The organism is Micromonospora sp. NPDC005203 (assembly GCF_042872705.1).
Classification (GTDB): Bacteria; Actinomycetota; Actinomycetes; order Mycobacteriales; family Micromonosporaceae; genus Micromonospora.
In genome coordinates this window covers 263,246-283,387 of record NZ_JBIAKV010000007.1, presented here as the reverse complement: position 1 = coordinate 283,387, position 20,142 = coordinate 263,246, and the positions used below count along the sequence as shown (strand labels likewise).

General features: G+C 69.8%; 16 protein-coding genes and 1 tRNA gene. 6 read left to right on the top strand and 11 right to left on the bottom strand.

The window, feature by feature from the left end; all coding sequences use genetic code 11:
• Positions 1–113: 113 nt before the first annotated feature.
• The 8 genes from polA to ACFYPM_RS18480 form a co-directional block, all read right to left on the bottom strand.
• Positions 114–2,813: a DNA polymerase I gene (gene polA / locus ACFYPM_RS18515; RefSeq protein WP_387197978.1), complete on the bottom strand. Its 2,700-nt coding sequence runs from the start codon at positions 2,811–2,813 to the stop codon at positions 114–116.
• A gap of 132 nt (positions 2,814–2,945) precedes the next feature.
• The gene (locus ACFYPM_RS18510) at positions 2,946–3,656 is read right to left on the bottom strand and encodes an ABC transporter ATP-binding protein (RefSeq protein ID WP_357251275.1); all 711 of its coding nucleotides are present in this window, start codon (positions 3,654–3,656) and stop codon (positions 2,946–2,948) included.
• Positions 3,646–4,548: an ABC transporter ATP-binding protein gene (locus ACFYPM_RS18505; RefSeq protein ID WP_387197975.1), complete on the bottom strand. Its 903-nt coding sequence runs from the start codon at positions 4,546–4,548 to the stop codon at positions 3,646–3,648. Before ACFYPM_RS18505 ends, ACFYPM_RS18510 begins: the two co-directional genes overlap by 11 nt.
• A 7-nt stretch (positions 4,549–4,555) precedes the next feature.
• Entirely contained in the window at positions 4,556–5,746 is a 1,191-nt protein-coding gene (locus tag ACFYPM_RS18500) for a branched-chain amino acid ABC transporter permease (protein WP_357374450.1), read from the bottom strand.
• Positions 5,743–6,693: a branched-chain amino acid ABC transporter permease gene (locus ACFYPM_RS18495; protein ID WP_357251269.1), complete on the bottom strand. Its 951-nt coding sequence runs from the start codon at positions 6,691–6,693 to the stop codon at positions 5,743–5,745. Before ACFYPM_RS18495 ends, ACFYPM_RS18500 begins: the two co-directional genes overlap by 4 nt.
• A 110-nt stretch (positions 6,694–6,803) precedes the next feature.
• Positions 6,804–7,970 (bottom strand): branched-chain amino acid ABC transporter substrate-binding protein, encoded by a 1,167-nt coding sequence (locus tag ACFYPM_RS18490; RefSeq protein WP_387197972.1) that lies wholly within the window; start codon positions 7,968–7,970, stop codon positions 6,804–6,806.
• Positions 7,971–8,178: 208 nt separating this feature from the next.
• Positions 8,179–9,372: a hypothetical protein gene (locus ACFYPM_RS18485; protein ID WP_387197969.1), complete on the bottom strand. Its 1,194-nt coding sequence runs from the start codon at positions 9,370–9,372 to the stop codon at positions 8,179–8,181.
• Positions 9,373–9,422: 50 nt separating this feature from the next.
• Positions 9,423–10,046 carry an ANTAR domain-containing response regulator gene (locus ACFYPM_RS18480; RefSeq protein WP_088991522.1) on the bottom strand — a complete coding sequence of 208 codons (624 nt, stop codon included), beginning with the start codon at positions 10,044–10,046 and terminating at the stop codon, positions 9,423–9,425.
• Between the two features lie 83 nt (positions 10,047–10,129).
• Between ACFYPM_RS18480 and ACFYPM_RS18475 the strand changes: the two genes are divergently transcribed.
• The 3 genes from ACFYPM_RS18475 (at position 10,130) to ACFYPM_RS18465 (ending at position 11,726) form a co-directional block, all read left to right on the top strand.
• Positions 10,130–10,212: transfer RNA gene (locus ACFYPM_RS18475), tRNA-Leu, on the top strand.
• Positions 10,213–10,328: 116 nt separating this feature from the next.
• On the top strand, positions 10,329–10,994 hold the full coding sequence (locus ACFYPM_RS18470) for a transcriptional regulator (protein WP_387197966.1): 666 nt from the start codon (positions 10,329–10,331) through the stop codon (positions 10,992–10,994).
• Between the two features lie 81 nt (positions 10,995–11,075).
• Positions 11,076–11,726 carry an NAD-dependent epimerase/dehydratase family protein gene (locus ACFYPM_RS18465; protein ID WP_387197963.1) on the top strand — a complete coding sequence of 217 codons (651 nt, stop codon included), beginning with the start codon at positions 11,076–11,078 and terminating at the stop codon, positions 11,724–11,726.
• An 11-nt stretch (positions 11,727–11,737) separates the two neighbouring features.
• Here the strand turns inward: ACFYPM_RS18465 and ACFYPM_RS18460 are convergent, their stop codons facing one another.
• Positions 11,738–12,898: a trans-sulfuration enzyme family protein gene (locus ACFYPM_RS18460; protein WP_387197960.1), complete on the bottom strand. Its 1,161-nt coding sequence runs from the start codon at positions 12,896–12,898 to the stop codon at positions 11,738–11,740.
• A 102-nt stretch (positions 12,899–13,000) separates the two neighbouring features.
• Here ACFYPM_RS18460 and ACFYPM_RS18455 point away from each other — a divergent pair, with 102 nt between their 5' ends.
• Positions 13,001–13,480, top strand: a complete 480-nt coding sequence (locus ACFYPM_RS18455; protein WP_124815755.1) for an Lrp/AsnC family transcriptional regulator — start codon at positions 13,001–13,003, stop codon at positions 13,478–13,480.
• Positions 13,481–13,540: 60 nt separating this feature from the next.
• Positions 13,541–14,563: an LLM class flavin-dependent oxidoreductase gene (locus ACFYPM_RS18450; protein WP_357251254.1), complete on the top strand. Its 1,023-nt coding sequence runs from the start codon at positions 13,541–13,543 to the stop codon at positions 14,561–14,563.
• Between the two features lie 200 nt (positions 14,564–14,763).
• On the opposite strand, the gene ACFYPM_RS18445 is transcribed toward ACFYPM_RS18450, so the two are convergent.
• On the bottom strand, positions 14,764–17,064 hold the full coding sequence (locus tag ACFYPM_RS18445; protein WP_387197956.1) for a cellulose binding domain-containing protein: 2,301 nt from the start codon (positions 17,062–17,064) through the stop codon (positions 14,764–14,766).
• A 252-nt stretch (positions 17,065–17,316) separates the two neighbouring features.
• On the opposite strand from ACFYPM_RS18445, the gene ACFYPM_RS18440 reads away from it, so the two are divergent.
• The gene (locus ACFYPM_RS18440) at positions 17,317–18,756 is read left to right on the top strand and encodes a pyridoxal-dependent decarboxylase (protein WP_387197953.1); all 1,440 of its coding nucleotides are present in this window, start codon (positions 17,317–17,319) and stop codon (positions 18,754–18,756) included.
• 297 nt (positions 18,757–19,053) lie between these two features.
• On the opposite strand, the gene ACFYPM_RS18435 is transcribed toward ACFYPM_RS18440, so the two are convergent.
• On the bottom strand, positions 19,054–20,076 hold the full coding sequence (locus tag ACFYPM_RS18435; RefSeq protein WP_387197950.1) for a sulfite exporter TauE/SafE family protein: 1,023 nt from the start codon (positions 20,074–20,076) through the stop codon (positions 19,054–19,056).
• Positions 20,077–20,142: the final 66 nt, after the last annotated feature.

The window sequence follows — 20,142 nt, the reverse complement described above, 5'->3', positions numbered from 1 at the left end:
CGACCACGGGTGACCCAGTCAGGGTTCCGGGGCAGCCCGACCCGCGCAGGGATCAAGCCCGACCGCCCGGAGCGGGTCGGGCTGCCCCGGAACCCCTCACCGCAACCACACAATCAGTGATCAGCGCTGTTCCAGTCGCGCCCCTCGCCGACCGACACCTCCAACGGCACCGACAGCGGGTACGCCCCGCCCATCTCGTGCCGGACCAGTGCCTTCAACGCCTCCCGCTCGCCGGGGGCGACCTCGAAGACCAATTCGTCGTGCACCTGCAACAGCATCCGCGAGCGCAGCCCTGCCTCGCCGAGCGCGGTGTCGACGTGCAGCATCGCCACCTTGATGATGTCGGCCGCGGAACCCTGGATCGGGGCGTTGAGCGCCATCCGCTCGGCGATGTCACGGCGCTGCCGGTTGTCGCTGACCAGGTCGGGGAGGTAGCGACGGCGACCGAGGATGGTGGAGGTGTAGCCGTCCTGGCGGGCCCGGGCGACCACCTGGTGCAGGTAGTCGCGCACCCCGCCGAAGCCGGCGAAGTAGTTTTCCATCAGCCCACGTGCCTCCTCGGTGTTGATCCCGAGCTGCTGGGACAGACCGAAGGCGCTCAACCCGTACGCCAGGCCGTAGTTCATGGCCTTGATCTTGCGACGCTGGTCGGGGGTGACCTCGTCGAGCGGCACCCCGAAGACCGACGAGGCGGTGGCGGCGTGGAAGTCGGCGCCGGAGTTGAACGCCTCGATCAACGCGTCGTCCGAGCTGAGGTGCGCCATGATGCGCATCTCGATCTGGCTGTAGTCGGCCGTGAGCAGGCTCTCGTAGCCCTCCCCCACCACGAAGGCCCGACGGATGCGCCGGCCCTCCTCGGTGCGGATCGGGATGTTCTGCAGGTTGGGCTCGGTGGAGGAGAGCCGACCGGTGGCCGCGACCGTCTGGTTGAAGGTGGTGTGGATCCGGCCGTCGTCGGAGACCGACTTGAGCAGTCCGTCGACTGTCGACTTCAGCTTGGCCACGTCCCGGTGGCGCAGCAGGTGGGCCAGCACCGGGTGCGGCTGCTGCGCGTAGAGCCACTGCAGTGCGTCGGCGTCGGTGGTGTAGCCCGTCTTGATCTTCTTGGTCTTCGGCAGGCCCAGCTCGGTGAAGAGGATCTCCTGCAACTGCTTGGGTGAGCCGAGGTTGAACTCCCGACCCACCGCCTCGTACGCGCCCTGCGCGGCGGTCTTGACCTCACCGGCGAAGTGCGCCTCCAACTCGTGGAGATAGTCGTTGTCGGCGGCGATGCCGGTGCTCTCCATGGTGGCCAGGACCCGCATCAGCGGCAGCTCCACCCCGGCCATCAGCCGGGCCGACTGCTCGCCGTCGCGGGACAACTCGGCGTCGATCGCGTCGGCCAGGTCGAGGGTGGCGCGGGCCTGGAGCATCAGGTTCTGCTCGGCCACGCCTTCGTCGCCGAGCCCGTCGAGGGTGAGCTGACCGGACTCCGGGACGTCCACCCGCAGCTCGCGGTGCAGGTAGCGCAGCGCCAGGTCGGTCAGGTCGTAGGACCGCTGGTCGGGGCGGGCCAGGTACGCGGCGATCTGGGTGTCGCGGACGATGCCGGCGAGCTGCCAGCCGTGCGCGGCGCAGGCCAGCACTGCCGGCTTGCTGTCGTGCAGCACCTTGGGCCGTTGCGCGTCGGCCACCCAGCCGGCCAGGGCGCCCTCGTCGGTGGCGTCGAGGCCGCTGGGATCGACCCAGGCCGCCGCGCCGCCGGCGGTGGCCAACGCGAGACCGGTGATCGAGGCGGTGTGCCGGCGGTTGGGGCCGCTGTCGAGCTTGACCGCCAACCCGACCGGGGTGCCGGTCGGCGCGTGCGTGCTCAGCCAGCCGGCCAGCGCGCCGGGCTCGGTGAGCACCTCGCCGGTGAGGTCGAAGCCCGACTCGGCCTCCGGCTCGACCGCCTCCAGGTACTGGTAGAGGCGGTCACGCAGGATGCGGAACTCCAGCGTGTCGAAGACCTGGTGCACCGCCTCCCGGTCCCAACCGGTCCACCTGGCGTCCTCCGGGCGCAGCGGCAGCTCCAGGTCGGACACCAGGCGGTTGATCTCGTAGTTGCGGATCACGTCGGCGAGCCGCTCCCGCAGGCTGTCGCCGGCCTTGCCCTTGATCTCGTCGGCGCGGGCGATGACGCCCTCCACGCCGCCGTACGTGGTGATCCACTTGGCGGCGGTCTTCGGGCCGACACCCGGGATGCCGGGCAGGTTGTCGCTGGTCTCGCCGACCAGCGCGGCGAGGTCCCGGTACTGCTGCGGCGCAACGCCGTACTTCGCCTCGATCGCCGCCGGGTCCATCCGGGCCAGGTCGGAGACGCCCTTACGCGGGTAGAGGACGGTGATCTGGTCGTCGACCAGCTGGAACGCGTCGCGGTCGCCGCTGCTGATCAGCACCGTCATGCCCTGGTCACGCGCCTGGCAGGCCAGGGTGGCGATGACGTCGTCGGCCTCGAAGCCCTCCTTCTCCACCACCGGGATCTGGAGCGCGGCCAGGACTTCCTTGACCAGGCTGACCTGGCCCTTGAAGTCGGTCGGGGTCTCGCTGCGGCCGGCCTTGTACTCCGCGTACCTGTCGGTGCGGAAGGAGTGGCGGGAGACGTCGAAGGCCACCACGATGTGGCTGGGCTGCTCGTCGCGCAGCACGTTGATCAGCATCGAGGTGAAGCCGTACACCGCGTTGGTCGGCTGACCCGTCGTGGTGGAGAAGTTTTCCACAGGCAGAGCGAAGAACGCCCGGTATGCCATGGAATGTCCGTCGACGAGAAGCAGGCGCGGTGTCGTAGCTGTCACGGCAGCGACTCTAGTCCGTCGCACCGACAACCCTGGGCGGCGGCACCACGCGCGCCGACGTCGAAACGGCCAGCCCGCGCGACGGCGACGGCCGGCCCTCCCCACGGGATGACCGGCCGCCACACATGTCACTCAGGCAACGCCGAGGTACGCCTCCTTGACCGCCGGGTCGTGCAGGAGTTGCTCGCCGGTGCCCTCCTTGACGATCCGACCGGTCTCCAGCACGTACCCCCGGTGAGCCCGGGAGAGCGCCTGCTGGGCGTTCTGCTCGACCAGCAGGATGGTGGTGCCCTGCTCGTTGATCCGCGTGATGATCTCGAAGATCTGCTGGATCAACTTGGGCGCCAGCCCCATCGACGGCTCGTCCAGCAGCAGCAGCTTCGGACGGGTCATCAGTGCCCGACCCACCGCCAGCATCTGCTGCTCACCGCCGGAGAGCGTGCCACCGGCCTGCTTCCGGCGCTCGTGCAGCCGGGGGAACAGGTCGAAGACCATGGAGAGGTCCTTGGTGATCTCGGCCTTGTCCCGACGGGTGTAGGCCCCCATCTCCAGGTTCTCCAGCACGGTCATGCCGGGGAACACCCCACGTCCCTCCGGTGACTGCCCGATGCCCCGGATCACCCGGAGGTCGGCGCGGAGCCGGCTGACATCGTTGCCCTCGAACTTGATGCTGCCGCCGGAGATGGCGTGCAGCCCCGAGATCGCCTTCATGGTCGTGGTCTTGCCGGCGCCGTTCGCGCCGATGAGCGCCACGATCTCGCCCTGGTCCACGTGCAGGCTGATGCCGTGCAGCGCCTCGATCCGACCGTAGAGCAGCTTCAGGTTGTCGATCTCAAGCAGCATCCTCGACACCTCCCAGGTAGGCCGCGATCACCTTGGGATCGTCGCGCACCTCGGCCGGCGACCCCTCGGCGATCTTCTGCCCGAACTCCAGCACCACCAACCGGTCCACCACGCCCATGACCAGGCGCATGTCGTGCTCGATCAGCAGGACGGTGACCCCCGAGTCGCGGATCTTGCGGATCAGCTGCAGCAGGGCCACCTTCTCGGCGGGGTTGAAGCCGGCGGCCGGCTCGTCGAGGCAGAGCAGGGTGGGATCGGTGGCCAGGGCCCGAGCGATCTCCAGACGGCGCTGGTCGCCGTACGACAGGTTGCGGGCCAGGTCGCCGGCGCGGCCCTGGATGCCGACGAACTCCAGCAGCTCGCGGGCCTTCGCCTTGCCCTGTCGCTCCTCCCGCCAGTGCCGCGGCAACCGCAGCAGGGCGCTCGGGACGCTGGTCTTGTGGTTGGCGTCCGCGCCGACCTGCACATTTTCCAGTGCCGTCATCTCCGGGAAGAGCCGGATGTTCTGGAAGGTACGTGCGATGCCCATCTTGGTGATCTGGAACCGCTTACGGCCGCTGACCTTCTCGCCCCGGAACCGGATCTGCCCGGTCGTCGGGGCGTAGACGCCCGTCATCGCGTTGAAGCAGGTGGTCTTGCCCGCGCCGTTCGGGCCGATCAGCCCGAGGATCTCCCCCTCGTAGAGGGTGAAGTTGACGTCGTTGAGGGCCACCACGCCGCCGAACCGCAGCGTGACGTGGTCGACCTCCAGCAGCGGCTTACGACCATTGGTCGGGGTCGGCTCGCTGACCACCTCGTCCGGTGTGGACGAGGTCTCCGGCGGGGTACCCACCGTCGTCCGGGCGTCGATCGCCATGTCCCGCTCGCTGGTGGCGTCGCGCTCGCTACCCATCCGTGGCTCACTCAACGACAGCCACCTCCTTCTGCCGGTCCTTGAGCTCGGCGGCGCGCCGCCGGTTCGGCCAGAGACCCTGCGGTCGGAAGATCATCACGATGATCAGCAGGATCCCGAAGATGAAGTAGCGCAACGACGTCGGGCTCACGTCGAAGTCGTTGCCGAAGACGGTAGCCGTCTCCGGCAGGCCGAAGACATCACCCACCGACCGCAGCCACTCCGGAATGTAGATGACCAGGAAGCCACCGAGGATCGCACCGCCGATGCTGCCCGCGCCACCGAGCAGCACCGCCGCCAACACCAGAATCGAGTTCTCCAAGGAGAACGTCGAGGAGTTGACGAAGTTGGCCTGACCGGCCCACAGCGTGCCGGACAACCCGCCGACCGCCGCGCCGATGGCGAACGCCCACAGTTTGAACCGGAAGGTCGGCACGCCCATCAGCTCGGCCGCGTCCTCGTCCTCACGGATCGCGACCCAGGCCCGACCCACCCGACTGTTGGCCAGGTTACGGATCAGGAAGACGACACCGATGATCACGGTGAGCAGCAGCCAGTAGTACGGCTTGAACTCGAACTGGAAGATGGCGGTACCGTCCGGGTTCTTGCCCGGCGGGTGGGCCACCTGCGGGATGCCCCGGTCACCGTTGAAGATCCAGTCCTGGTTCTTGGCGATGATCCGGATCATCTCCGCGAAACCGAGCGTCACGATCGCCAGGTAGTCACCACGCAGCCGCAGCGTCGGAGCGCCCAACAGCACACCGGACAGGAACGCCAGGGAGACCGCGATCGGCACCGTGACCAGCCAGGGCCACGGGCTCTCCAGCCAGTTGTACTCGGTGATCAGCTTGCTCTCCGGCGACGTCAGCAACGCCACCGTGTACGCACCGACGGCGAAGAAGCCGAAGAAGCCCAGGTCCAACAGGCCCGCGTACCCGACCACCACGTTGAGACCGAGCGACAGCAGCACGATCCACGCGCAGTAGAACAGCACCGCCGCCATGTCGTTGCGCGTCGTGTACAGCGGGATCCACAGACCCGGAATGTTCAGGTACTCGTAGAACCACTTGTTCGGCAGGACGTAGAGGAAGGCGACGAAGGCCAGCAACCCGGTGATCCGGGCGGACTTCGGCAGGCCGTCGACCCGCCGACCGAAGGCACTCGATGCGGAGTGCCAACGCTCTCGCAGAGCGGTCATGCCCGCGCCCTCCCCAACGACTCGCCCAGCAGACCGGTCGGCCGGAACATGAGCAGGACGATCAACACCACGAACGCGATGAGATCCCGCCACTGCGAGCCGAACAGCGCCGACCCGTAGTTCTCGACCAGACCCAGCAGAATGCCGCCGATCGCCGCGCCCCGCAGGTTGCCGATACCGCCCAGCACCGCGGCGGAGAACGCCTTGAGGCCGAGCAGGAAGCCGATGTTGTACCGGGTGTTTCCGCTCTTCATGTCACTGAAGACAGCGGCCACACCGGCCATCAGACCACCCAGCACGAAGACCAGCGCGATCACGCGGCTCTTGTTGACACCCATCAGCGCGGCAGTGTTCGCGTCCTGCGCGACCGCGCGGATGCCCTTGCCGAAACGGGTGCGGTTAACGAACCAGTCCAGCCCGACCATCATCAGGATGGCCACGCTCAGCGTCAGCATCTGCACCGGCGTGACGCTCCAGCCACCGATGCTGAACAGCGTGTCGGAGGGCAGCAGAGCCGGCGAGCCGACCTGGCGGCGCTGGGTCAGCGTGCCCATCAACTCCATCAGCGCGTACGACGCGCCGATGGCCGTGATCAGGAAGGCCAGTGGCGGCGCGTTACGCCGCCGTAGCGGACGGTATGCGGTAACCTCGATCAGTAGCGCGACGCTGCCGGACAGCAACGCCGCCGCCACGATCGCGAGTGCGATGAGGAGCAGCGCCTTACCCACCGACGGAGCGCCGCTGTTGCTATCGAGCCCGAAGGCCGCCCAGGTCCAGATGGCACCGAACGTGCCGATCATGAAGACCTCGGAGTGCGCGAAGTTGATCAGGCGAAGTACGCCGTAGACGAGGGTGTAGCCAAGGGCGATGAGCGCGTAGATCGCTCCTTGCACCAACCCGGTTGTGGTCAGTTCCGGGAAGCCCCGGACGAGTTCTGCAAAGTCCACCGATGCTCCGAAGGGTGTTGCGCTGAGTCGACGCGGCCGGGGTTACGCACCCCGGCCGCCTCGAAACCAACTCTGTTCGTCACGCCCTCAACCTGTGACCCTCGACGGGATCAGGCCTTCGGGATCTCCACGTCAGGAACCCACGCACCGGCGGCCGCCTTGAAGGCCCACACCTTGACCTGGGCCGGGTCCAGCTCGCCGCTGGCCTCCCACTTGTAGGTCACGCCCGAGGCGGAACCGGCCTTGTTGTAGGTGGAGAGGAAGGCCTGGATGTCGGCGCGGCTGGTCTTGCCGCCCTTGATCGCCTCAAGGTAGATGTTGGCCAGGTCGAACGACACGTCCGCGTACACACCCGGGTCCACGTTGTACTTGGCCTTGAAGTCGGTCACGAAGGTGCCCTTGGCCGCGGTGGCCGGGCCACACGGGCAGGTCGCGATGGTGCCCTCGACGTCCTTCTGCCCGGTCACCGACAGCATGTTGGCGTCGTTGATGCCGTCGCCGCCGATGAACGTGCCGGTCCAGCCCGCAGCCCGCAGCTGCTTCAGGAACGGCGCCGCCTCCTCGGTGTAACCCGCGTAGAACAGCACCGTCGCGCCGCTGGTCTTCACCTTGGAGATCTGCGCACCGAACTCCTGCGCGTTGTCGACGACCTTGTCGGTGCCGATGATCAGCGAACCGAGGCCCTTCTTGGCCTCGTCGGCCAGACCCGCGCCGTACGCCGACTGGTCGTCGATGACGAAGGCCTTCTGGGCCTTCAGCACGTTCTTGATGTAGCTGGCGATCGCCGGGCCCTGGGAGAAGTCGTTACCCACACCGCGGTGGAAGACCTTCCAGCCCTTCTCCGACAGGCTCGGCCGCGTGGCCGACGGGCTGATGACGGCGAGACCCGCGGTGTCGAAGATCGGCAGCGCGACCTCGCTCTCACCGGAGAACGCCGGTCCGACCATCGCCACGATCTTCGTGTCGGCCGCCGCGCTGGTCGCGAGGCCACCGGCCAGGTCGGCCTTGCCCTGCGAGTCGAACGCCTGAACGGTGACCTTGCAGTCCGCGTTCGCCGCGTTGTACTTCTCCACGGCCAGGTCGGCACCCTGCTTCATCGGGGTGACCAGGCCGGCGTCGGCGCCGGAGAGCGCGCCGAAGAAACCGATCTTGAGGTCGCACGCCTTGTTGGCGGAACCTTCCGACGTGCCCTCGTCCTTCTTACATGCGCTGGCGCCGCCGGCAACAAGCGCCAAGATGGCGACGCTGCCGAGGACGCGCACGAAGTTTTGCCTCAAGGCTGGAACCCTCCTCCGTCCAGAAGCCCGCCGGCACCTGGCAGAACGCCAAGGCGACAACGGACCGGACCGTTCACCCGGTCTGGGGCGGGACGTTATCCCACAAGCACTACTCACCGTAAGGTGTCGTAGGCGGCATTGACTCAACCGTTACCAGAGAGGGGGAACCTCGCGTTTAGATGTCACATCGGCGGATGTCGACAACCCGTCAGACATGCCCGGAAGGCGCGAACCACACCTTCGCCGCCACCCCGTCATCGACGGTGACCACCATCCGACCGTCCTGCGTCGCAACCGCCGCCGACGTGTCCCCACCAGCGGAGACCTCCACCGGCAGCGCCACCGGCACCCAGGACGCGCCATCCGCGGCCGACCGCCACAGCCGATGTCCGTCGGCCGCCACCGTCATCGCCAGCAACACGTCACCACCGCCGGCGGCCGCCTCCACCCCCGCCACCGCCCCGGTGCCCGTCGCCCCGAACCCGGCGACCGCCCGCCACTCGCCCGCACCCGTCGCCGTCCCCGGCGACCCGGCGCCGGGCACGAACGCCCACGCCTGGAACCCGCTGCCCCGCACCCCCAGGGCGTGCACGACGGCACCGACCCGGACGAGACGCTGCACGATCTCGTCCGCGTTCGTCGCCGGCAACGCCAGCCGCGTCCACGTCCGGCCCTCCCCCGACCAGACGAACGGATCGCGGTCGGCCCGGTCCACCGGCCGGCCGGCGCCACCGACCAACCAGCCGTCGGGTACCGCGAGCGCATCCGTGGCGATCGTCGTCAGCCTCGAATCACTTGCCAGCCCGGGAGCGTCGTCGACCAAGGCGAAGCCGGCCGCGTCCGGGGAACGCCACACCGCCGCGCCGCCCGTCCGGGCACCCGCGATCAGCCATCCGCCGGCACCACCCGCGATGCGGCTCACGCTGACCGCGTCCGGTCCGCCGTACAACTCGAACTCCGCCGGCACCTCGGTCAGACCGCCGTCGGTGTCCTGCCGCCACGTCCGCACCCGTGGATTGCCGTGCGCACCACCCGAGCGGGCGCCGACGACGGCGATCCGGCCCTGGTGGCAGCCGACGGCATAGAGGATCGCGCGCTCGCCGTAGTAACTGATCGGTCGCGACGGCAGCGGCGCCCAACCTCGGCCGTCCGCGCTGCGCCAGGCCGCCGGCCGGGTTCCGCCGTCCGCGGCACCCACCGCGCCGACCGCGTACCACTGACCAGCGCAGGCGGTCACATCGCGCACGATGAGCCGACCCGGGGAGCCCGGGGGCACCGGCAGGTCCGCCTTCTCCCACCGTGGGCGGGCTGGTTCGGGTGGGCGCTCGTCCTCGGTGGCCCGGCAGCCGGCGAGCAGCGCGACGGCAACCACGAACATCGCGATCGCACGCCGGACCGACACGCAGGTGATGCTATCGATCCGATCGCCCGCCGCCGAGCCCCTGACAACGATCAGACGGTCGGCTGCTGCGACACCTCGCCGCCGGCGGTCTCCGCGAGGATCCGCTCGGCGACCTCTTTCATGGTCATTCGGTGGTCCATCGCCGTGCGCTGGATCCACTTGAACGCCTGCGGCTCGGTCATCCCGTACGTGGTCATCAACGCGCCCTTGGCGCGCTCCACCGCCTTGCGGATCTCCAGGCGGTCGGTCAGGCTCGCGACCTCCGCCTCCAGGGCCGCGACCTCGGAGTAGCGCGACAGCGCGATCTCCACCGCCGGGACCAGGTCGCTCTTCTGGAAGGGCTTCACGAGGTACGCCATCGCGCCCGCCGCCCGCGCCCGCTCGACCAGGTCACGCTGGCTGAACGCGGTCAGGATGATCACCGGGGCGATCCGGGCGCCGGCGATCCGCTCGGCGGCGGCCAGCCCATCCATGATCGGCATTTTGATGTCGAGGATGACCAGATCCGGCTTCAGCTCCTCGGCGAGGCGGACGGCTGTCTCACCGTCCCCGGCCTCCCCCACCACCTCGTAACCCTCTTCGACGAGCATCTCGGCGAGGTCCAGCCGGATCAGCGCCTCGTCCTCGGCGATCAACACGCGCCTGCGCTCGGCATCCGTCGGCATCTCAGCCACCAGCCCAACCCCCACCATCGATCACTGCACGGCTACCACCCATGCTCCCGCATGAGAGTAGTCGGGTACAGTAGGCGCCACCCGCCGGGATGGTGGAACGGCATACACGGAAGTCTCAAACACTTCTGCCCGAAAGGGCTTGCGGGTTCGAATCCCGCTCCCGGCACTCTTGTCATACACCTGTTCGATGATGTGGAAGTGCATCCACCGCAGATGCGGGCACAGGCCCGCGCACTCCGCGTTCGCGGACACAGCATTCAATCCGTAGCTCGGAAGCTCTCGTTGCCGTACGCAACCGTCTGGCACTGGTGCGTCGATCGACCCGAGCCGGTGAAGCGCGGCACGGAGCTACGGTGCTTCCGGTGCCGACCGGATGTCCAGAATCCGACCGACCCCGCCGCCTACGCCTACCTGCTCGGTCTCTACCTGGGCGACGGCCACCTGGTGACAGCGGCACGCGTCCCCGTGTTGCGCATCTACTGTTCCAATGGGTGGCCAGGGTTGATTGAGGCGTGCGACCTGGCCATGCGAGCCGTTCTGGCGTCGAAGGTGCAGCGGGTCCAGAAACAGGGTTGCGTCGGCGTGCAGAGTTACGGCAGCCACTGGCCGTGCCTGCTGCCACAGCACGGCCCAGGCAAGAAGCACGAGCGACCGATCGTCCTGACCGACTGGCAACGGCCGATTCTGGAGGTTCACCCCGGCGACTTCCTGCGCGGGCTCTTCCACTCCGACGGCTGCCGAACAGCCAACCGGGTCACGACGCGAGGCCGGCACTACATCTACCCGCGCTACATGTTCGTCAACGAGTCGGTCGACATCATGGGGCTCTGCCAGTGGAGCCTCGACCTGCTCGGCGTCGCCTGGCGGATGAACCGGCGCAACTCGCTGTCGGTGGCGCGGCGCGACGCCGTCGCCACCCTGGACCGGCACGTCGGCCCGAAGTCCTGACCGTTACCGCGCGGATCACGCCTACCGTGGAGCCTGGCTGACGATCAGGGCGAGACGCAGGCGGCGACAGGGGTGGATCTGATGCGGGTGGTTGTCTTCGGTGCGACCGGGATGGTCGGTCAGGGCGTGTTGCGCGAGTGTCTGCTCGCCGACGACGTGCGGGAGGTGCTGACCGTCGGCCGGCGGCCGACCGGTCGGCAGGATCGGAAGCTGCGGGAGCTGACGGTCGCCGACGTGGGCGAGTTGGACGCGGTGCGCGCCGAGTTGACCGGCGTGGATGCCTGCTTCTACTGCCTGGGGGTGTCCTCGCTGGGCCTCGACGAGGCGGCGTACACGCGGGTCAGCTACGACTACCCACTCGCGGCGGCGCGGCTGTTGGCGGAGGTGAGCCCGCAGGCCACGTTCGTCTACGTCTCGGGTCAGGGGACCGACTCGTCGGGTCGGGGTCGGGTGATGTGGGCGCGGGTCAAGGGGCGTGCCGAGAACGCGATCATGGATCTGCTGCCCAACGGCTACGCGGCGCGGCCGGGTTTCATCCAGCCGACGTACGGGGCGGTGTCGAAGACGCGGTGGTACCGGCTCGGGTACGCCGTCACGCAACCGCTCTTCCCGGTGCTGCGTCGACTGTTCCCGAACCAGGTCACCACCACCGACGGGATCGGTCGCGCCATGTTGCGGGTGGCCCGGCTGGGCTCGCCGACCCGGGTGTTGGGCAACCGCGAGCTGAGGTGACCGGGCGCCGGTCAGCCGATCCCGGCGAGGGCCTGGGCAAGGTCGGCGCGGAGGTCTTCGGCGTCTTCCAGGCCGACCGAGAGACGCAGGAGGCCGGCCGCGGGTTTCGCGTCGCCGTCCACCGGGCGGTGGGTGAGCGAGGCGGGGTGCTGGATGAGGGTGTCGACGCCGCCGAGGGACACCGCGTGCGTGATGAGGTGGCAGGCGACGGCGACGGCGGCCGCGGCGGGTGCGCCGCCGCGAACCTCGAAGGCGAGCAGGCTGCCGGGTCCGGCCATCTGGCGACCGACCAGCGCCGCCGGGTCGTGCGCCGAGGGGTGGTGCACCCGGTGTACGGCGGGGTGGCCGGCGAGCCAACCGGCGAGCTTCTCGGCGGTGGCCTGCTGGGCGCGCACGCGCAGCGGCAGGGTCTGCAGGCCGCGGTGCAGCAGGTAGCCGCCGAGCGGGTGCAGGATCGCGCCGGTGAGCGCGCGGACCTGACGTAGTCGCGCGGCCCAGTCGGCGTCGCAGGCGACGATGCCGGCGAGGACGTCGCCGTGTCCACCGATGCTCTTGGTGGCGCTGTGCAGGACGAGGGTGGCGCCGTGCCGGGCGGGTTGTTGCAGGACGGGGGTGGCGACGGTGTTGTCGACGAGCAGCGGGACGTCGCCGGCCGCGGCGGCGACGGCGGCGATGTCGACCAAGTCGAGGGTGGGGTTGGCGGGCGTCTCGGCGATGACCAGCGCGGTGTCGGGGCGGATGGCGGCGGTGACCTCGTCGGGGTGGGCCCAGGTGACGGTGGTGCCGAGCAGGCCGGTGGCGAGGACGTGGTCCGTTCCGCCGTAGAGGGGCCGGACGGCGACGACGTGCCGGCGGTCGTCGCGGGCGGCGGCGAGCAGGGTGGCGGTGAGGGCCGCCATGCCGCTGGCGAAGGCGACGGCCTGCGGGGTGCCTTCCAACTCGGCGAGGGCCGTCTCGAAGCGGGCGACGGTGGGGTTCCAGAGCCGCTGGTAGACGGCGCCGCCGGCGCTGGGGAGGGTGCCGCCGGTGGCGAGTTGTTCGTACGCGGCGCCGCCGTCGTCGACCGAGGGCAGTGGGTTGGTGGTGGACAGGTCGATGGGTGGCACGTGCACGCCGAGGGTGCGGAGGTCGTCGCGACCGGCGTGTACGGCCCGGGTGTCCATCGCTGCCATGCCGGGTAGCGTCGAACATCTTCTACCTGGGAAGCAATGGTTCGGCAGATGATTCTGTCCAGGGCATTGGTTTCGGCGGAGGATTCGGGCGAGGATGGCCGGATGTCTCCTGAGCCGAACGATGTGCGGCCGTATCCGGCCCTGGACGAGGTGGACCGCGCGATTCTGACCGAGCTGGCGGCGGATGGCCGGCTGCCGAACAACGCTCTCGCCGAGCGGGTCGGGGTGGCGCCGTCGACGTGTCTGACCCGTACCCGGGCGCTGCGCGAGCGGGGCGCGATCCGCGGCTTCCACGCCGAGGTGGACCCGGCCGCGCTCGGGCTGCCGTTGCAGGCGCTGGTGTCGGTACGGCTGACCGCGCACGAGCGGGCGGCGGTGGATGCCTTCCGGGCCCGGTCGGTGCGGCTGCCCGGAGTGGTCTCGGTGTTCCACGTGGCCGGTGCGGAGGACTACGTGCTGCACGTGCGGGCGGCGTCCGGTGACGCGCTGCGCGACTTCGTGCTGGACCACCTCGCGGTCGATCCGGTGGTGCAGCACACCCAGACCAGTCTGATCTTCGAGCAGGCGCGCGGGATGGGCTGAGCGGCGGGTGAGCTGGCCGACGAAAACCCGTTTGCCGGAACAAAGCCGGCCGGAGACGGGTTGGCTGACCGTGTGATCACCGTACCGTTGTCTGTTCTTGATCTTGCCCCGGTCGCCAAGAGCACCACCGTCGGCGCGGCCCTGGAGGCCACCACCGAGTTGGCCCGCCGCACCGAGGAGTTGGGCTACCACCGGTTCTGGGTGGCCGAGCACCACAACATGCCGGCGATCGCCAGCTCCGCCCCCGCCGTGCTGCTGGCGCACCTGGCGGCGAACACGTCGACGATCCGTCTCGGCTCGGGTGGGGTGATGCTGCCCAACCACGCGCCGTTGGTGGTGGCGGAGCAGTTCGGCACCCTGGAGGCGCTGCACCCGGGCCGGATCGACCTGGGCATCGGCCGGGCGCCGGGCACCGACCAGGTGACCGCGCTGGCGTTGCGGCGCACCATGGAGGGCCTGTCCGCGGAGGGTTTCCCGCGCGAGCTGGCCGACCTGATGAACTACTTCAGTGGGGAGAAGCCGGGGCAGATCATCGCCACCCCGGGCCACGGTGAGCAGCCGGCTGTGTGGCTGTTGGGCTCCAGCGGTTTCAGCGCCCAGCTCGCCGGCCTGCTCGGTCTGCCGTTCTCCTTCGCGCACCACTTCAGCTCGGCGAACACCCTGCCGGCGCTGGCCCTCTACCGGCAGAACTTCCGACCGTCGCAGTGGCTGGACAAGCCGTACGCGATGGTGGCGGTCAACGCGGTGTGCGCGGAGACCGACGAGCGGGCCGAGTGGCTGGCGGGGCCGAGCGCGTTGTCGTTCTTGAAGTTGCGTTCCGGCCGGCCGGAACCGCTGTCGACGCCCGACGAGGCGGCGGCGTACCCGTACTCCGAGATCGAGCGGGAGTTCGTCCTGCAACGCCGCGACGGTCAGGCGATGGGCTCGCCGGAGACGGTGCGCCGGCAGCTCACCGAACTGGTGGAACGCACCGGCGCGGACGAGCTGATGCTGACCACGCTGGTGTACGACGTCGCCGACCGGGTGCGGTCGTACGAGTTGATTGCCGAGCAGGTGGCGGGCGGCCTGCACCGGGGGGCATGAAACACGATCTTCACGTCAGCGTCACCCTGCCGACCCCGATGCTGCCTAATGTTGGTGCCGGTGGTGGTACGGCATACCCGGTCGGGACGGGTCGGGAATGCCGCGGTGTGGCGCACCGGGCCGGAGCTGAGCGGATTCCGCGGCTGCGGCCCGGTGCCTGCCACCCTAGGCGACCCCGCTCGGGTCCGCCAGGGGTCAGATCAACGTAGGTAGATATTCGGGGTGGGTGGGCTGGCCATTCCGTCGCCGATGAAGAACCCCGGGTGTGGCGGCTGGTTGTAGGCCGTGTTCTGCCACGCGATCGCCACCCGGTACTGCGGGTCGTGCATCAGGGTGTGGATCCGGGTGCTGGTCGGCGTGGGTGTGCTGTAGATGCGCAGGGCCCGACTGTCGCTGGTTCGCCAGATCACCTCCTCCCGCCAGTCACCCAGGATGTCGCCGGAGAGCGCCGGAGTGGACTTGGTGCCGTTGTTGGACGCCACCTGGTCGCCGGTGAGCAGCCGGGTCTCGCCGCCGGTGCCGTACTTGTCGATCTTCGTGCCGTCCAGCAGCTCGCGGACCGGGTCGCCGTCCCACCAGGCGAGGAAGTTCGCCGACGACGGCTTGCGCCCGATGTTCTGACCTCTGGTGTTGGCCAGCCCGCCGACCGCCGACGACCACGACTCCGCGCCGGGGCTGCCGGCCCAGATGTCCGCCGAGACACCCCGACCGTTGTCGCCGGAGGCCGGCGTGGACCACAGGATCTGACCGGTACGGGCGTCGGCGAACCAGGAGCTGGGCTTGCTGGCGTCCTCGTCGACCTTGAACACCTCCAGGCCGGCGCGGCCCGGGTCGAGGTCACCGACGTGCATCGCGTCGCCGTGCCCGTTGCCCGTCGAGTAGAGCAACCGACCGTTGTCGTCGATGGTGGCGGCGCCGTAGACGATCTCCTGGCGGCCGTCGGCGTCGACGTCGGCCACCGAGAGCTGGTGGTTGCCCTGGCCGGCAGCGGCGCCGTTGCCGGAGGAGTTCGAGTCGAACGTCCAGCGCTTGGTCAGCGTGCCGTTGCGGAAGTCCCACGCCGCGATCACCGCGCGGGTGTAGTAGCCCCGGGCCATGATCAGCGAGGGGCGCTGCCCGTCCAGGTACGCGGTGCCGGCGAGGAACCGGTCCACCCGGTTGCCGTACGAGTCGCCCCAGGACGACACCGTGCCGCGCGGCGGGTCGTAGCTGACGGTGGAGAGCACCGCGCCGGTCTGGCCGTTGAACATGGTCAGGTACTCCGGACCGGCCAGCACGTAGCCGCCGGAGTTACGGTGGTCCGCCGACGACGAACCGATGAGCTGGCCGGTGCCGGAACGAGTGCCGTCGGCGGTCTTCATAGCCACCTCGGCGCGGCCGTCGCCGTCGTAGTCGTACACCTGGAATTGGGTGTAGTGGGCGCCGGCCCGGATGTTGCGGCCCAGGTCGATCCGCCACAGCCGGGTGCCGGTCAGGGTGTACGCGTCGACGTAGACGTTTCCGGTGTAGCCGGACTGCGAGTTGTCCTTGGCGTTCGACGGGTCCCACTTGAGCACGATCTCGTAGCTGCCGTCGCCGTTGAGGTCCCCGACCGAGGCGTCGTTGGCGCTGTAGGTGTAGCTCTCCCCGCTGGGGGTGGTGCCCCCGGCCGGGACCTGCAACGGCACGTCCAGGTAGCCGTTGCCGAACTGCAGCGCCGGTGCCGACGCCGCCTGCTCGGCGCCGCCGACCACGGCCCGCACGGTGTACGCCGAGCCGGCCGCCGCGCCGCTGTCGAGGTAGGTGGTGGCGCCGGTGATCGGGCTGGCGTTGACCCTGGTCGACCCCCGGTAGAGGTTGAACGCCACCCCGGAGGTCTCGGTGCCGAGCAGCCGCCAGGACACCAGGTTGCCACCACCGGAGCGGACGCTGACCAACCCTCGGTCCAGGTTCTCCATCTGTTTCGCCCCGGCCGGAGGTGTGGTCGGGGGCGGTGTGGTCGGGGGCGGAGTCGTCGGCGGTGGCGTGGTCGGGGGCGGAGTCGTCGGCGGTGGCGTGGTCGGGGGCGGAGTCGTCGGCGGTGGGGTGGTCGGTCCGTCGGTGGCCGGGGTGCCGGTGCAGGTGGCGCCATTGAGCGCGAAGGTGGTCGGCACCGGATTGCCGCCGGTCCACGAACCGTTGAAGCCGAACCCGGCGCTGCCGTTGGTGGCGATGGCGGCGTTGTAGTCGACGTTACGTGCGGTGACCTGAGCGCCGGACTGGGTGACGGCGGCGCTCCACGCCTGGGCGACCTGTTGCCCGGCGGGGTACGACCAGGTGAGAGCCCACCCGTCGACCGGATCGCCGAGGTTGGTGACGGTGACGTTGGCGCCGAAGCCACCCTGCCACTGGTTGGTGATCTGGTAGTCGACCCGGCAGCCGACAGCGGCGGCCGAGGCGACCACCGTGCCGAGGGTGCCGGCCACGACGGCGGCGGCCGTCGTGCCGGCGAGCAGGATCAGCCGATGTCTGGACGGGTGCATGGACTGCCTCCGAGGATCCGCGGGTGATCGCGGCGGCCCACCGGCCCTGCCCGGAACGCACAGTGGACCCGTCGCGCCGCTACGGCGGCGGACGGCGATCTGATCGGGGGTGAAACGCCCTGGAACTCGCGGATCCGACTCACCGCGCATCGTAGGGCAAGCGCTTTCCGTACCGCAACATCGATGACCGTTGTTCGATGCCGCGCCGGCCTCCCCTTGCCCCGACGATCGATGCCTGATCAACTCCTTCGGATGAGTGCTCCCCACATGGACCCCGCCGAGTTCCGGCGCGCCGGCCACGCCGTCGTCGACTGGATCGCCGACTACTGGACGACGCTCGCGCAACGACCGGTCACCCCCGCCGATCCCTCCGGCACGGTGGCCGCCGCTCTGCCGACCGCACCTCCCACCGTCGGCGGCGAACGGGTCGAGGCGGTCCTCGCCGACCTGGACTCGATCGTCCTACCCGGACTGACCCACTGGCAGCACCCCGGCTTCTTCGGCTACTTCCCCGCCAACACCTCGGGCCCGAGCGTGCTCGGTGACCTGGTCAGCTCCGGGCTCGGCGTCCAGGGCATGCTCTGGGCCACCAGCCCCGCCTGCACCGAACTGGAGACGGTGCTGATGGACTGGCTGGCCCAACTGCTGGACCTGCCGCAGCGGTTCCGCTCCACCGACACCGGCGGTGGGGTCATCCAGGACTCGGCGTCCTCGGCGACGCTGGTGGCCACCCTGGCCGCGCTGCACCGGGCCAGCGCTGGCCGCTGGCGCGACACCGGCCTCGACCGGCGCTACCGCGCCTACACCTCCGTGCACGGTCACTCCTCCATCGAGAAGGCCGCGCGGATCGCCGGCCTGGGCAGCGACGGCGTCCGTCCGATCGCGGTGGACCCGGACAGCCAGGCACTGCTGCCGGCCGCGCTCCGCGCGGCGATCGAGGCCGACCTGGCCGCCGGAGACGTACCCGCCATCGTGGTGGCGACCATCGGCTCCACCTCCACCACCGCCATCGACCCGCTGCCCGAGATCGGAGCCATCTGCGCCGAGTACGGGATCTGGCTGCACGTGGACGCCGCGTACGCCGGCTCGGCTGCCGTCTGCCCCGAACTGCGGTGGTCCCACGCCGGCGTGGAGTACGCCGATTCGTACTGCTTCGACCCGCACAAGTGGCTGCTCACCGGATTCGACTGCAACGCGTTCTGGGTGGCCGACCGCGCCGAGTTGATCGACGCGCTGACCGTGCTGCCGGAGTATCTGCGCAACGCGGCAACCGAATCCGGCGCGGTGATCGACTACCGGGACTGGCAGGTGCCGCTGGGCCGACGGTTCCGCGCCCTGAAGCTGTGGTTCGTGGTGCGCTGGTACGGCGCCGAGGGGCTGCGGGCGCACATCCGCTCCGGGGTGGCGCTGGCCGAGCGGTTCGCCCAACGGGTGCGTGCCGACGACCGGTTCGAACTGACGACAGCGCACCCCTTCTCGCTCGTCTGCTTCCGGCTGCGCGCCGACGACGACGTCAACGCCGCGCTACTGGCCGCGGTGAACGCCACCGGACGCGTGTACCTGACACACACCCGCATCACCGGCCGCTACACGCTGCGACTGGCGGTCGGCTCGCCGCAGAGCACCGAGGCACACGTCGACGAGGCCTGGACACTGCTCGCCGAGGCGGCCGACAGCCTGCCCACCCCCTAACCCCGGTCATGCCGTCGTCGCGTGGCCCCGCGCACCCCGCACCCCGCACTGTCGGGACTTGCAGATCAAGACGCGTCGAGCAGGAGAATCGCGCCGATCTTGCACTTTCTGTCGCTGATTTAAGCGGGAATGCACCGTAATGTCGGGGCAGAAAGTGCAAGATCGCGATGCAGGCTCGGTTGACGAACAGTCATTCCGCCGCAGGGGAGGGCGTTGACATCCACGATCTTCGTGACTCGACCGTGGCATTCGCGACATCTGACCGGGCGTCGCTTCATCCCGCTCCCCCAGATGGGTTCAGCGAGTGGTGGGCGTACCCGTGGCGGCGAGATCGGCCGCGACCGCGCCGGCGGGAGCAACGGCGGGCACGGCCGCGGCGGGCACGGCCGCTGCGGGCACGGCCGCTGCGGGCACGGCCGCTGCGGGGGAAGCGCCTGCGGCCTCGGCGGCTTCGGCGCGGGCCCGGCGGGTGCGGCGAAGGGCGCGCACGGCCAGCACCAGGGCGGCCAGCCAGCCGGCGGCCAACAGGGCGTACGTGACAGGGCGGATCGGGCCGTCGAGTTCGGCGGAGCGAATCAGCGTGCGGGCGTTGGTCAGCACGATCACGCCGCCGACCGCCGCGCCGAGCAGTTGGGCGGGCACGATGCGCACCAGCCAGGCGGCCAGCGGAGCGGCGATGAGCCCGCCGATCAGCAACGCGGCGACGGTCGGGAGCAGGAACCCCTCGGAGCCCAGCCCGATCAGGAAGCCAACGCTTGCCGCACCGGCCACGACGAACTCGGCGGTGTCCACCGAGCCGATCACCTTGCGAGGCTCCATACGCCCGGAGACGAGCAGCGCCGGGGTGGCCACCGGACCCCACCCACCGCCGCCGGTCGCGTCGACGAAGCCGGCGACCAGGCCCAGGGGTCCGAGGAAACGTCCGCGTAGCCGGCTGCCGACGCGGTCGGTGCGTAGCGGTCGGGCGAAGCGGACCAGCAGGTACGCACCGAGTGTGAAGAGGATGCCAGCCATCCACGGCGCGGCGGTCTGGGTGGAGATCGAGCTGAGCACTGTGGCACCGGCGAAGGCACCGATGGCGCCGGGCAGGGCGATGCGGGTGACCACCCGCCAGTCGACGTTTCCGAAGCGCCAGTGCGCGAACCCGGCGGCGAGCGTGGTGCCGATCTCGGCCAGGTGCACCGAGGCCGAGGCGGCGGCCGGGGCGACCCCGGCGACCAGCAGCAGAGTGGACGAGGTCAGCCCGTACGCCATGCCGAGCGAGCCGTCGATCAGCTGCGCGACGAGCCCGACCAGAGCGAGAACCAGCAGCTTGCGCACGAGCGCCCCCTGACTTTTCGGTATCTCCTATCGATTTGGTCGACAATGCGGCACGGGGCGGCCGCG

What these genes read in the sequence shown, in the direction of transcription:
- ACFYPM_RS18455 (WP_124815755.1), top strand. Translation starts at nt 13,001, where the DNA reads ATGTCTCCTGAGCCGAACGATGTGCGGCCGTATCCGGCCCTGGACGAG.
- ACFYPM_RS18445 (WP_387197956.1), bottom strand. Translation starts at nt 17,064, where the DNA reads ATGCACCCGTCCAGACATCGGCTGATCCTGCTCGCCGGCACGACGGCC.
- ACFYPM_RS18440 (WP_387197953.1), top strand. Translation starts at nt 17,317, where the DNA reads ATGAGTGCTCCCCACATGGACCCCGCCGAGTTCCGGCGCGCCGGCCAC.
- ACFYPM_RS18500 (WP_357374450.1), bottom strand. Translation starts at nt 5,746, where the DNA reads ATGACCGCTCTGCGAGAGCGTTGGCACTCCGCATCGAGTGCCTTCGGT.
- ACFYPM_RS18460 (WP_387197960.1), bottom strand. Translation starts at nt 12,898, where the DNA reads ATGGCAGCGATGGACACCCGGGCCGTACACGCCGGTCGCGACGACCTC.
- ACFYPM_RS18505 (WP_387197975.1), bottom strand. Translation starts at nt 4,548, where the DNA reads ATGGGTAGCGAGCGCGACGCCACCAGCGAGCGGGACATGGCGATCGAC.
- ACFYPM_RS18510 (WP_357251275.1), bottom strand. Translation starts at nt 3,656, where the DNA reads ATGCTGCTTGAGATCGACAACCTGAAGCTGCTCTACGGTCGGATCGAG.
- ACFYPM_RS18465 (WP_387197963.1), top strand. Translation starts at nt 11,076, where the DNA reads ATGCGGGTGGTTGTCTTCGGTGCGACCGGGATGGTCGGTCAGGGCGTG.